At 35.0% G+C, this 13,786-nt stretch carries 8 protein-coding genes; 1 reads left to right on the top strand and 7 read right to left on the bottom strand.

The annotated features are described in order from the left end of the window. Positions 1-21: 21 nt before the first annotated feature. The 7 genes from ACFS3A_RS24430 to ACFS3A_RS24400 form a co-directional block, all read right to left on the bottom strand. Positions 22-1,881: a glycoside hydrolase family 13 protein gene (locus ACFS3A_RS24430; protein ID WP_379828170.1), complete on the bottom strand. Its 1,860-nt coding sequence runs from the start codon at positions 1,879-1,881 to the stop codon at positions 22-24. 12 nt (positions 1,882-1,893) lie between these two features. Beyond that, positions 1,894-2,589: a carboxylesterase family protein gene (locus ACFS3A_RS24425; protein ID WP_379828169.1), complete on the bottom strand. Its 696-nt coding sequence runs from the start codon at positions 2,587-2,589 to the stop codon at positions 1,894-1,896. Positions 2,590-2,806: 217 nt separating this feature from the next. Then, on the bottom strand, positions 2,807-4,921 hold the full coding sequence (locus tag ACFS3A_RS24420; protein ID WP_379828168.1) for a glycoside hydrolase family 97 protein: 2,115 nt from the start codon (positions 4,919-4,921) through the stop codon (positions 2,807-2,809). Positions 4,922-4,947: 26 nt separating this feature from the next. After that, the gene (locus tag ACFS3A_RS24415; RefSeq protein ID WP_379828167.1) at positions 4,948-7,251 is read right to left on the bottom strand and encodes a glycoside hydrolase family 65 protein; all 2,304 of its coding nucleotides are present in this window, start codon (positions 7,249-7,251) and stop codon (positions 4,948-4,950) included. Positions 7,252-7,327: 76 nt separating this feature from the next. Continuing rightward, on the bottom strand, positions 7,328-7,984 hold the full coding sequence (pgmB, locus tag ACFS3A_RS24410; RefSeq protein WP_379828166.1) for a beta-phosphoglucomutase: 657 nt from the start codon (positions 7,982-7,984) through the stop codon (positions 7,328-7,330). An 18-nt stretch (positions 7,985-8,002) separates the two neighbouring features. Next, complete coding sequence (locus ACFS3A_RS24405) at positions 8,003-9,358, bottom strand: MFS transporter (RefSeq protein ID WP_379828165.1); 1,356 nt, start codon at positions 9,356-9,358, stop codon at positions 8,003-8,005. 177 nt (positions 9,359-9,535) lie between these two features. After that, the gene (locus tag ACFS3A_RS24400; protein WP_379828164.1) at positions 9,536-10,567 is read right to left on the bottom strand and encodes a LacI family DNA-binding transcriptional regulator; all 1,032 of its coding nucleotides are present in this window, start codon (positions 10,565-10,567) and stop codon (positions 9,536-9,538) included. Positions 10,568-10,802: 235 nt separating this feature from the next. On the opposite strand from ACFS3A_RS24400, the gene ACFS3A_RS24395 reads away from it, so the two are divergent. After that, positions 10,803-13,784 carry a SusC/RagA family TonB-linked outer membrane protein gene (locus ACFS3A_RS24395; protein WP_379828163.1) on the top strand — a complete coding sequence of 994 codons (2,982 nt, stop codon included), beginning with the start codon at positions 10,803-10,805 and terminating at the stop codon, positions 13,782-13,784. Positions 13,785-13,786 lie beyond the last annotated feature (2 nt).

Below are 13,786 nucleotides of genomic sequence, written 5' to 3'. Positions count from 1 at the left end.
CGGAAAAACTTTGCAGTAGTATTATTCCAATTCTAAAACCAAAGCTGATTTTGGTTCTAAAGTAATTTCAGTAGCTAAATCGAATGTTTTTCCTGTGATAACATCTTTTCCTGATTTATAGTTTTTGATGCTTTCTTTGAAACGGTTGGTTTTTACAACCTGTTCTTTTGCATTGTTATTGAAAACTACCATTACCGTTTTAGCATCTGTATATCTGAAATATACATACGTGTTGTTTTCTGGAATGTAATGCGTCATTTTTCCGAAATGAACGGCTTCGTTTGATTTTCTCCAGTTGAATAATTTTGAAGAGAAATCAAAGAAAGCAGCTTGGTCGACAGTTCTTCCTTCTTTGGTAAAAGCGTTGTTTTTATCGCCAGCCCATCCGCCTGGAAAATCCTGACGAATATCGGCATCACCACCTTTACCTTTATCTCCGCCCATTCCAATTTCTGAACCGTAATAAATCTGTGGAATTCCGCGAACTGTCGCCAATAAAGTCATGGCCAGTTTGTATTTAGGTAAATCATATTTGAATTTATCGTTCATACGATCGGTGTCATGATTTTCGGCAAAAACCAAAATGTTATTCGTGTTTGGATATAAAAAATCCATTGCAAAATTGTTGTAGAATTTAATCAATCCGTTATCCCAGTTCGGTTCGTTTTCGTTGAAAGCAGAAGTAATCTGGCTTTGAAGCGTAAAATCCATTACACTTGGAAGATTCGAATTGTAGTTTTCAATTGCTCCAATTTTGCTGTCTTTTTGCCAAAAAGCCAAATTCGCTTGATTGTGCATCCAGATTTCGCCCACAATATTGAAATTTGGGTATTCATTTGTAATAGATTTTGCCCAATTTGCCATGGCAGTTTTATCAGAGTAATTATAAGTGTCTACTCTGAATCCGTCAAGATTGGCAAATTCAATCCACCAAATAGCATTCTGAGTTAAATATTTTGCAACTAATGGATTTCTAAGATTCAAGTCTGGCATAGAAGGTACAAACCAACCATCGATACAAACTTCCTGATCGATTTTTGAAGCATGAATATCTGTAATGACTTCACGTCTGTGATGCGTTTGTGTGAAAGTTTCAAATTGATTGAACCAGGTTTTGGTTGGAATATCACTCATCATCCAGTGGGTAATTCCCCAGTGATTCGTCACATAATCCATAACCAGTTTCATGTTCTTTTTGTGCATTTCTGCAGAAAGACGAGCGTAATCATCATTCGTTCCGTAACGCGGATCAATTTTGTAAACATCAGATTGTCCGTAAGTATGATACGAATGCTGTTTGTCGTTGTCCTCGCATAAAGGCGTGCTCCAGATTGTAGTTGCACCAAGAGACGAAATATAATCTAAGTTTTTGATGATTCCTTCAATATCTCCTCCGTGGCGTCCGCTTGGATCTTGGCGATTTCCTTTTTCAGTTAGAGAAGCATCGCTATCATTTTTCGGATTTCCGTTTGCAAAACGATCCGGCATAATTAGGTAAATTAGATCAGATGCATCATAACTTTTTCTTTCTGCTGAATTGGCTCTTCTTTCTTTCAGAACATATTTTTGTTTGAAGGCTACTTTATTATTGTTTTTGAAAGAGAAAAACAATTCAGAAGCTTTTACATCTTTTGTATCGATTGTAACGAAAAGGTAATTCGGGTTTTCTGTTTTTTCTACATTTTTAATCACAACATTATTTGAAACAGAAGCTTCATATTGTGCGATATTTTTTCCGTAGAACATAATCTGCAGTTCCGAATTTTTCATTCCTGCGTACCAAAATGGAGGTTCTACTTTTTGGATTTGCGCTTTCGCGGAAGCGGAAAACAACAAAACCAAGAGGATTAATTTATATATAAATGGTTTTTGGTTTTTCATAGTTTGTATTTTTTATTTTTTCTGTTCAAGCATCCATTTATAGATTTCAGGTTTTGTTTCGTATAAATACTGAATTTCATGACCTTCATTCTCTAAACGGGTAAACTTAAAGTTGTTTTTGATTTTACAAGTTTCAAGAGCTTTTGCAATTCTCTCCGTTTCACTAAACGAGATTTTATCATCGACAGTTCCGTGAAAAGCCCAAATCGGAATTTTACTGAGATTGCAAATTCTTTTTAAATCGCTATCGTTAATACCGCCACAAAGGGCTACAACTGCTGCGAATTTATCAGGGAAATCTAAAGCTGTTATATATGCTCCATAACCGCCCATGCTAATTCCTGTTATGTAAATTCTGCTTTTGTCAATTCTATATTTTGCTTCTAAATCGGCATATAAGGTTTCGAACCAATTTTCTGTTGACCAATATTTATTGTCTGGACATTGAGGCGAAGCAATTATAAAATCGAAATTTTGTCCTTTTTCAACCAGATAAGGCAAGCCGTATGTTTTGAGTTTATTTAAATCATTGCCTTTCTGGCCTCCACCATGAAGGTAAATTACAAGCGGATATTTCTTAGTTTCTTTTGAATACTCTTTTGGCAGATATAATAGGTAATCATATTTAGCGACTACTTTCTGTTGAGAATAAATGTTTATGCCAAAAAATATTAGTAAAATTGTCCAAAATGTTAGTCTGTAATTCATTCTCTTTTTTTGGTTCTGATTTCCTGCAAGGTTTCCAAAACCTTGTAGGTATAAATTGAGTAAAACTTTAGAAAACCTACAATGTTTTGGAAACCTTGCAGGACTGTTGCCTTCATATAATATACCTAACAGGTTTTTAAAACCTGTTAGGATAAGCTTTTTGCAATTTAAAAAAAAGACAAGTAATCTAGGGGGAAATTACTTGTCTTTGAAAAAATTACTTAGTTTCAATAATGCTTATCGCATAACCTCCGCCCGGAGCAGAAAACTGAGATAATTTTGATTTATTAGTTACAGCAATTTTCTTGATGGTGTAAGCCTGCGGATTTGTTTTGTAATGCGCATCTTTTGCATCAGCATAAATTGTTGCGGTGTATTTTTTTCCTTTTTCAAGGAAACTGAAATCTATGTTTGAGGTACGAGGCGTTTCTCCGTTTACGTTTCCAACGAACCAGTTGTTTGTTCCTTTTGCTTTACGGGCAACTGTGATAAAATCTCCTGGTTCAGCTTCAATATATTTACTTTCTGACCAATCTACAGCCACATCTTTAATAAATTGGAATGCATCTGGAAAACGGTTGTAGTTTTCCGGAGTATCAGCTGCCATTTGCAATGGGCTATACATGGTAACGTATAATGCTAATTGATTTGCCAATGTACTGTTTACATGCGATTTGTTCTCAGGATTCATTTTGCTGATATCCATTTCGAAGATTCCAGGAGTGTAATCCATTGGACCACCAATTAAACGTGTAAATGGTAATACCGTAACGTGATTTGGTTTAGAGCCTCCAAAAGCTTGGTATTCTGTTCCTCTTGCAGCCTCGTTACCAATTAAGTTAGGATAGGTTCTAGCAATTCCTGTTGGACGAACCGCTTCGTGAGCGTTTACCATAATTTTATAATCAGCTGCTTTTTCGATAGCGTATTGATAGTGGTTTACAATCCATTGGCTGTAATGATTTTCGCCTCTTGGCAAAATATCTCCAACATAACCGCTTTTTACAGCATTGTATCCGTTATCGTTCATAAATTTGTAAGCAGCATCCATGTGACGCTCGTAGTTACGAACAGATCCAGAAGTTTCGTGGTGCATGATGATTTTTACACCTTTCGATTTAGCATATTCATGTAGCCCTTTTACATCGAAATCAGGGTAAGGAGTCAAGAAATCAAAAACATAATCTTTTGAATGTCCAAACCAATCTTCCCAACCTTCGTTCCATCCTTCCACCAAAACAGCATCAAAACCATTTGCAGCGGCGAAGTCAATGTATTTTTTTACGTTAGCATTGTTAGCTCCGTGTGTTCCGTTTGGTTTTGCTTTTGCGAAATCTGTAACACCCAATTGAACTGTTGGATAATCATTTGTGTACGACCAAGAGCTTTTTCCTGTAATCATTTCCCACCAAACACCAACATATTTTACAGGTTTGATCCAAGAAGTTTCCTCAATCTTCGATGGATCGTTTAAGTTATAAGTCATTTTTGATGAAAGAATTTCTCTTGCATCATCGCTTACAATAATCGTTCTCCAAGGAGAGTGATTAGGAGCCTGCATGTGGCCTTTATCTCCTTTTGCATCTGGCGTTAACCAAGATTCAAAAATTAAGTTTTTATCATCTAAATTTAAGTGCATACAAGAATAGTCAATCAAAGCAGCTTCGTGTAAGTTGATGTAGATTCCATCATTTGTTTTTAACATCAAAGAAGTCTGAACTCCTGTTGGAGAAAAGGATTTTTGAGAAACGTTTGCTGTATATGCTTTTTCAGATAAACCTCTAATTTCAGATAATTTCGATTTCGTATAATCGTATTCCTGAGTGTCGTAATCTCCCGGAATCCAGAAAGCGGTGTGATCTCCAGTCATTGCAAATTGAGATCTTTCTTCTTTAATTACAAAGTAAGTAAGGTTCTTTTGCGCTGGAAATTCATATCTGAATCCTAAGCCGTCATCGAATAAACGAAAACGGATAACGATTTGTCTGTCTGTACTTTTTTGGTTTAAAGTTACAGCCAATTCATTATAATGATTTCTGATGTGATCTACTTCTCCCCAAACTGGTTTCCAAGTTTCATCAAAAGTGGAAGTTTTAGTATCAGCAATTGTAAAGTCGTTCAATAAAGATTTTTTATCATCTTTAAGTTCAAGACCCAATTTACTGGTTTTTACAACTTCTTTGTTTTTGTATTTTAAATTGTACGTTGGAGTTCCATCGTTTTGAAGAGAAAATTCCATTACGAACTTTCCTTCGGGTGATTTTAACTGCTGCGCTTTTGCAACGGTGCTGAACGCAAACAAAATTAAACTTGCGAAAAATAAGTTTTTCATGTTTTTGATTTTTAGAGTATTGTAATTTAATTAATTTGAGCGAGTTTCCCAGCTGTTATGGTTTCTCCATTTACTACGATATTTAAATCTTGATCGCTATCTACAGTAAAAGTGGTTTCATTATGATTTACAGAAACTTTTAAAATTTGGTTTCTGAAATTGATTTTAAACGAATAACCTTTCCATTCTTTTGGAATTTTTGGCGAGAAATGAAGTTGGTCATTTTTAACACGCATTCCTCCAAAGCCTTCCACGATACTCATCCATGTACCGGCCATTGACGTGATATGACAACCTTCTTCTACTTCTTTGTTATAATCATCCAAATCCAAACGTGAAGTTCTTAAATAAAATGTATATGCCATGTCCATTTTATCTAAAGCTGCAGCCTGAATTGAGTGAACGCAAGGCGAAAGTGAACTTTCATGAACCGTGAATGATTCATAGAATTCGAAATTGCGTTTCAATTCTTCTTTCGAAAAATGATCTTCAAAGAAATAAAAACCTTGTAATACATCAGCCTGTTTGATATATGGCGAACGCAATACACGATCCCAAGACCATTTTTGGTTAATCGGGCGCTGTGATTTGTCTAAATCTTTTACCGGAACTAAATCTTTGTCTAAGAAACCGTCTTGTTGTAAGTAGATTCCAAGTTCTTCAGAAATAGGGAAGTACATATCTTCTGCCACTTTTTTCCATTCTTTGATTTCTTCTGTAGAGAGACTTACTTTATCCATCACTCTTTTGTGATCTGCAGGATATTCTGAAGCTACTTTTTCGATTTGTTCAGCAGCAAAATCGATACACCATTTTGCAATATAATTGGTGTAGAAATTGTTGTTGATGTTGTTTTCGTATTCGTTTGGACCTGTAACTCCCAAAATCACATATTGATTTTTAGCTTTAGAGAAAGAAGCTCTCTGGTGCCAGAAACGGGCAATTCCGATTAAAACTTCTAAACCTTTTTCTGGTATATAAGAGTAATCGCCCGTGTAACGGTTATAGTTGTAAATTGCAAAAGCAATCGCTCCATTTCTGTGAATTTCTTCGTGCGTGATTTCCCATTCGTTGTGACATTCTTCACCGTTCATAGTTACCATTGGGTACAAAGCCGCACCGTTTTTGAAACCTAAATTATCCTTAGCGTTTTCAATCGCTTTGTCTAATTGATTGTAACGATATGTCAATAAGTTTCTTGCAACCTGCTGATCTTTTGTCGCCATATAAAATGGAATACAATACGCCTCAGTATCCCAATAAGTTGATCCGCCGTATTTTTCTCCAGTAAAACCTTTTGGTCCAATATTTAATCGGCTGTCTTTTCCTGAATAGGTTTGGTTTAATTGAAAGATGTTGAAACGAATTCCTTGTTGCGCTTTTACATCGCCTTCAATAGTAATATCGGACATTTCCCAGATTTTTGCCCAAGCTTCAATTTGATTTTGAAGTAAAGCATCATATCCTAAAGCAACAGCTGATTTGATTGCTTTTTCGGCTCCAGCCAAAGTATTTTCATGGTTTAGAGAAACCGTGTAACCTCCAATTTTTTGAATGGATGAGGTTTGTCCTTTAGCAATAATAGTCCCGTAAGTGTACTGAACTTTATCGATTGTTGAATCGATTGTAGATGGAGAAATATGAGCATCTTCTCCATTGGCCAAAATCGTATTGTGCATGAAAGTCGTAACTTTAAAATGCGTTTTAAAAGTCTGCGCCGTTACAAAAGCTTCATTTGTTCCTTTTTTAACTTCAAGAGGTTCCCAGAATTTTTCTTCCCAGTTCGCATCTTCATTGGTTACACCAGCATCAACGTAAGGTTTGTAAACGATTTTAGCATCTTTGTTTAAAGGCGTAATATCGTATTTAATGATTCCGGCTTCGTCTAAATCTAAAGAAAGAAAACGACGAACATTAACTGAAATTTCAGTTCCGTTTTTCAATGTAGCTTCAAAAGAACGATTGTACCATCCTTCTTTCATATTCAATTCTCTGCGGAAGTTTCTAACTTCGGTACAAGAGTTTAAATCAAGATTTTCTTCGTTGATTTCAATGTCAATTCCGATCCAGTTTGGAGCATTTAAAACTTTGGCAAAATATTTTGGATAACCGTTTTTCCACCAGCCCACTTTTGTTTTGTCCGGATAATAGATTCCTGCAATATAACTTCCCTGGAAAGTTTCTGCCGAATAAGTTTCTTCAAAATTGGCACGTTGTCCCATAGCACCGTTCCCGATACTAAAAAGACTTTCAGACGATTTTACTCTCTCTGCATCAAATCCTTCTTCAATGATGGACCAATTGTCTGGTTTTATATAATCTTGATTCATTTGTTTAAGTTTTAAGAACCAAAATGCAATATTGCTTTTGTGTTCTTGGTGGTTGATTGATTATGATTGATTGATTTTATTTTTTGATTAATGATTCAATAAAGGTTTCATCTATGAAAGTGAAATCTTTAAAGATATAATCAGCTTCATGTAAAATTGTTTCCTCACCAATTCCCACACTTACCATTTCTCCTATGTTTGCTGCCTGAATTCCGGCAACAGAATCTTCAAACACAATTGAGTCTTTTGGATCAATATGTAATAATTGAGCCGCTTTTAAGAACACTTCAGGATCTGGTTTTGCATTGGTAACGTCGTTTCCGTCAACAATAACATCGAAGTAAGACAGAACCCCTGTTTTTTCTAAAATGGGTCTTGCATTTTTGCTGGCAGAGCCCAATGCAATTCCTTGATTTTTTTCTTTTAATAGTTTTAGAATTTTTAAAACTCCTGGAAGAACCTCACTTTCATCCATGTCAACTAAATAAGATAAATAATCTTCGTTTTTTTGAATCAGCCATTTGTCTTTGTCTTCCTGCGAAGCCTGAACATTTCCTAATCCAAGTATAATATCCAAAGAACGAACACGGCTCACACCTTTTAAAAGTTCGTTATCTTCGAGCGTAAAATTTATATTTAATGATTGGGCAATTTTCTGCCAGGCCAAAAAGTGGTATTTAGCGGTATCAACGATCACGCCGTCAAGATCGAATATGAAAGCTTTTTTGTTCATTATAATTGAAATTCTTCTTTATGATTTTTGAATAGTGTCATCTACGTCTTTTACTTTGTAGACTAAAAGAGCGGCAATTAAAAAGCTTACTCCGCTGGTAATTAAGGCATAAATTGCGTCGCCATTATAAAGGTATTTTACAATTGGACCGCCAATTAATGCGTTTACAATTTGTGGAATAACAACAAAAAAGTTGAAGATTCCCATGTAAACTCCCATCTTTTTTGGAGCAATAGATCCTGCAAGAATTGCGTAAGGCATTGCCAGAATACTGGCCCAGGCAACTCCAATTAAAATCATGGGTAGCACAACCCAGTCTTCATTTGGCATAAAGTAAATAGAGATTAAACCTATTCCTCCAATGATTAATGAAATGGCATGAGTTGATTTTCGCCCAATTTTTTTTGCGATGTATGGTAAGAAAAACAAAGCGACAATCGCAGAAACTAAGTTGTAAACGCCAAATAGAATTCCAACCCAATCACCAGCATCTTGATATTGCTGGCTTGAAGTGTCTTCCAGAGGCAATCCGTAAATGTGATGTGCGATTGCAGGCGTTGTAAAAACCCACATTCCGAATAATCCGAACCAAGAAAAAAACTGCACCCAGCTAAGCTGACGCATTGTAGTTGGCATTTTTGCAAAATCAGTAAAAATGTCTGTGATTTTTGATTTTTCTTCAGAATCAGAAATCGAATCATTTTGAGGGTCTTCGAATTTTGCCAATTCTTCTGGTGAATATTCTTTCGTTGTGAATAATGTAACTAAAATGGAACCAATTAAAACTGCCGCACCAATGATAAATGACAACGTTAAGTTTAATGGAACACTTCCAGGAACTGTACTGTTAGAAACTCCAAAATACTTGGTCAGAATGTATGGCAATGCAGAACCAATTACGGCTCCAAAACCAATTAAAGAAGTTTGAATACTAAATCCTGCAGTACGCTGATCTGTTCTTAAATTGTCTCCAACAAGCGCACGAAAAGGCTCCATGGCGATGTTGAAAGAAGCGTCCATAATCATTAACATTCCAGCTCCAACCCATAAAGCAGGTAAAACAGAAATGAAAATATTAGCTTGCGGCATTAAAATTAATCCCACCGAAGCTAAAACGGCTCCCACTAAAAAGAAAGGTTTTCGTCTGCCGAATCTTCCCCAGGTTTTGTCACTGTAATGACCAATGATTGGCTGGACTATCAGTCCCATAAGAGGAGCAATAATCCAGAACCACGAAAGTTCATGTACGTCGGCACCAAAAATTTGAAGAATTCTGCTGGCATTTGCATTTTGAAGTGCAAACCCCATTTGGATTCCCAAGAAACCGAAACTCATATTCCAGATTTCCCAGAAACTTAATTTACGCTTTTCCATTATCGTAATTTGAAAAAATTATACGATAAGCGCTTTGCTTATCAAAACTTACTGTTTTTTTCGAAGTAAAAGTAAAAGCCTTGACGGGCGTAAAATTATAAATTATTTTTTTATATATGCTAATAAAAAAGCCATAAATATTTTTTACGGCTTTAGAAAGTATTGATTTTTAGAAAATTAGTCAGTAGATTCTCGTTTTATAAGATGAGTTTCTATGACTTCTGTGGTATAATTTTCTGTATGTTCTTCATCTTCATCCTCTTCTGCTTCTAATCTTTCGATAAGCATTTTAGCTGCTTTGTTCCCCATTTTTTCTCCACTTTGGCTTACGGTTGTAATGCTTGGAGTAGAATATTTGGAGATGATTCCGTCAGTAAAAGCTATTACAGCTAAATCTTCAGGAACTTTTAATCCCATTTTTGATGCTGTTTTAATAATTGTTACAGCAAAAAGTTCATTTACAGCAAAAACAGCATCAAAAGCACGATCGTGCAAAAGTTGGCTTATTGTAATTTCGCAGGTATCTACATCTTCAATTTTGATAATTAAATCTTCGTTGAAAGGTAATCCATTATCTAATAGTGCTTTTTCGTAACCGTCGGTTCTTAGTTTTCCAACACTTACATAATCGACAGTTGTTACTAGAGCAATTTTTTTTCTTCCATTATCAATTAAACTCTGAACCGCTTCGTATGCAGCGGCTTTATCATCAATAATAACTTTATCGCATAAAATATCATTAGTAACGCGGTCAAACATCACAACCGGCATTCCCTGGTTTATCACTTCTGTAATGTGGTGGAAGTCACCTTTAAACTGTGTTTCCTTAGAAAGAGACATGATAAAACCATCGATACTTCCGTTGGCTAACATTTCCATATTTACAACTTCTTTGTCAAAAGAATCATCAGAAACACAGATAACAACACTGTAGCCATATTCGTTCGCAACTTGTTCAATTCCGTTGATTACAGTAGAGAAAAAATAGTGTACAATTTCGGGAATAATGATGCCGATACTTTTGGTTTTTCGGTTTTTTAAACTAAGGGCAATATTGTTGGGTTTATAGTTGTAAAACTTTGCAAAAGCCTGAACTTTTAGTCTCGTTTCTTCTCCAATTTCAAGACTGTTTCTGAGTGATTTTGAGACAGTTGATATGGACACATCAAGTTCCTTTGCAATCTGTTTTAGGGTTATTTTACGTTTCATAATGAGAATTGAAAAAAATCTAATTAATAATAAAGGTATCTGAAATTTTTATAATTGACAATTTTTGACTTAAAAGATTACAAAAAATAGAAAGTTTTCAACACTACCACGTTTTCGTAACGCAATAAAAATTGGCTGTGGTTGAGCATGTTAATAAATTCATAATTTTGAAATTCGAAGTAAAATTAAAAACTTAACTAACAGTCAAAAACTCAAACTAATTTAAACAAAAAGTATGAAAACAATTTACAAAAAGTTGTTATTTTTATTCCTTCTGCTTCCGTTTTCAGTGTTAGCTCAAAGCACTTTAAGCGGAACAGTAACTGACTTTGCCACGGGTCAGCCAATACCAGGAGTAAATGTAAATGTACAAGGTGCCACAACTGGTACTTCTACTGATTTTGATGGTAAATTTCAGTTGCCAAATCTAAAAAATGGAGACAAAATTCTGGTTTCATTTATTGGATACAAAACATCGACTATTGTATTTAATGGTCAAAAAAACTTAACCGTATCTTTGGAAGAAGATACTAATCAACTTAAAGAAGTTGTGGTACAGGTTGGTTACGGAACTGTTAAGAAAAAAGACGCAACAGGATCTGTATCTCAAATTGCAGCAAAAGATTTTAATAAAGGAATTAACGTTACGCCAGAAAGTTTAATAAGCGGACGTATTTCGGGTGTAAATGTAGTTGGGGGAGGAGCACCAGGAGCAAAAGCTGATATTAGAATTCGTGGAGGATCTTCTTTAAGTGCTTCAAATGAACCTTTAATTGTAATTGATGGATTACCGATGAGTAATGCTGTTCCAAATGGTTCAACAAGTATTTTGTCTACTATCGATCCTAACGATATTGAATCTTTTACTGTTCTTAAAGATGCATCTGCGGCAGCTATTTATGGTTCTCGTGCAGCAAATGGTGTAATTGTAATTACAACTAAAAAAGGATCTAAAGGCGGTGTTAAAGTAAACTTTAGTTCTCAGATTGGTATCAACACTGTTGCTAATACAGTTGATGTAATGAGTGCAGATCAATTTCGTGCATTTGTAAACGAAAAAGGAACAGCTGCACAAAAAGCTTTGTTGGGTACAGCAAATACTAATTGGCAGGATGAAATTTTTCATACAGCTCTAACAACAAACAATAATATATCTGTAAGTGGTTCTTTATTTAATAAATTACCAGTGCGTTTATCTGTCGGAAATGTTGATAATCCTGGAATTTTAAGAAATACTTCTTTTGAAAGAACTACGACATCGATATCGTTAAATCCGGTTTTATTTGATAATCACTTAAAAATTGATATTAATGGTAACATTGCATTTGGTAAAAATCAATTCCAGGATGAAGGTGGCGTAATTGGTAGTGCAATTGGATTTGATCCAACACAACCAGTTTATGATACAAACTCTCGTTATGGAGGATATTTCGAATGGTTAGAGCCTAGTGGTAATCTGCCATTATTACCGGCAAGAAATCCTGTTGCAAGATTAAATCAGGATAATAGAAGATCTACTTCTACAAGAAAATGGGGTAATATTAGATTAGATTATAAACTTCATTTCTTTGAAGATTTAAGAGCTGTTGTAGAAGCAGGTATAGATAAATTTAATAGTGATGGTTTTACTGAAGTTAGTACACTAAGTGCTTTAGGATATCAGCCAAATTTATTTGATAAAGGAAACTGGGTAAATTATGGAGGGTATACACATTATACAGATAGCCGTCAGAATAAAAACCTGAATGCTTATTTTAATTACACTAAAGATGTAGGTAAATTTAAAATTGACGCAACAGCAGGATATAACTACCAAATGTTTGAAAGAGAAGGTTACGATTCTGGCCAAACCAGAGAACCTAATCCTAAAGAAGACGTTACTACAGATCCGGATGTTAATTTGCAATCGTTTTTTGGACGTGTAAATTTAGGATATGATAGCAGATATTTGATTACAGTAAATTACAGAAGAGACGGAACTTCCAGATTTTCTGAGGAAAACCGTTGGGGTAATTTTGCAGGAGCTGCTTTAGCATGGAATGTTGCTGAAGAATCATTCTTAAAAGATAATGAAACTCTTTCAAGCTTGAAATTGAGAGCTGGTTACGGTACAACAGGGCAGCAGGATATTGGACCACAATATGATTACTTACGAAGAGTAACTTTAGGTACTATCAACACACAATACATGTTTGATGGTGTAATTTACAGAGCAGCAAGACCAGAAGGATATAATCCTGATATTAAATGGGAAGAATTGGCTGAGGCAAACTTTGGTATTGATTTTGGCTTCCTTAATGATCGAATTACAGGTACTGTAAACTATTTTGATAAAAAATCAAGCGACCTTTTAGCAGAGATTCCGGTTCCGGATGGAGCTAATATCAGAAATAAAGGATTTAATAACGTAGGTAGCGTAAGAACTAAAGGTGTCGAATTTAATCTGCAGTCTGATATTATTAAGAATGATAAATTAACTTGGAATCTTGCAGTTAATGCGACTTACATCGATCAGAAAATATCGAATTTGGGAGTTTCTGTTCCTGGGTTTCAGGGTTATATTACAGGAGATGTAATTGCCGGAGGATCAGGAAATCAGGTTTTGATTCATTCAGAAGGGTATGCACCAAATTCATTCTTTGTATTTGAGCAATTATACGATGCTAACAAAAGACCAATTCAGGGAGCTTTTGCTGATAGAAATGGTGACGGAGTTATAACTGATGCAGATCGTTACAAATTCCACAAACCTACTGCAGATTATACTTTCGGATTATTCTCTACTTTAAACTACAAAAAGTTTGATTTTACAATGAACTGGAGAGCTAGTTTGAACAACTATATCTACGACAACGTAAGTTCTAATTTAGGTTATGCTGAAGCAGGTTTAAGAAGACAGTCTGATTTGTCAAATGTTAGTTCAGATTACTATAATACAGGTTTTACTACAGAAAGTAATTCAAACGGTACACAGCGTAACTATTCAGATTATTATGTAAAAGATGCTTCTTTTATCAAGTTGGATAATATTGTATTTGGGTACACTTTTGATAAAACATTATTAAAAGCTGCTTCGCTGAGATTTACTGCCGGAGTTCAAAATGTTTTTGTTCTTACAAAATATAATGGTTTGGATCCTGAGAAATTTAATGGTATAGACAATAATGTTTATCCAAGACCGAGAACATTTTTGTTTGGGGTAAACGCGAATTTCTAATA

Origin of the sequence: Flavobacterium notoginsengisoli (genome assembly GCF_042686225.1) — a bacterium.
Classification (GTDB): Bacteria; Bacteroidota; Bacteroidia; order Flavobacteriales; family Flavobacteriaceae; genus Flavobacterium; species Flavobacterium notoginsengisoli.
Note: the sequence above shows the minus strand (reverse complement) of the source record. Positions and strands in the feature narration are given on the sequence as shown.

Bases quoted from the DNA above. Each gene is read 5' to 3' on its own strand.
- ACFS3A_RS24405 (WP_379828165.1), bottom strand. From the start codon at position 9,358: ATGGAAAAGCGTAAATTAAGTTTCTGGGAAATCTGGAATATGAGTTTC.
- ACFS3A_RS24395 (WP_379828163.1), top strand. From the start codon at position 10,803: ATGAAAACAATTTACAAAAAGTTGTTATTTTTATTCCTTCTGCTTCCG.
- ACFS3A_RS24420 (WP_379828168.1), bottom strand. From the start codon at position 4,921: ATGAAAAACTTATTTTTCGCAAGTTTAATTTTGTTTGCGTTCAGCACC.
- ACFS3A_RS24430 (WP_379828170.1), bottom strand. From the start codon at position 1,881: ATGAAAAACCAAAAACCATTTATATATAAATTAATCCTCTTGGTTTTG.
- ACFS3A_RS24400 (WP_379828164.1), bottom strand. From the start codon at position 10,567: ATGAAACGTAAAATAACCCTAAAACAGATTGCAAAGGAACTTGATGTG.
- pgmB (WP_379828166.1), bottom strand. From the start codon at position 7,984: ATGAACAAAAAAGCTTTCATATTCGATCTTGACGGCGTGATCGTTGAT.
- ACFS3A_RS24415 (WP_379828167.1), bottom strand. From the start codon at position 7,251: ATGAATCAAGATTATATAAAACCAGACAATTGGTCCATCATTGAAGAA.
- ACFS3A_RS24425 (WP_379828169.1), bottom strand. From the start codon at position 2,589: ATGAATTACAGACTAACATTTTGGACAATTTTACTAATATTTTTTGGC.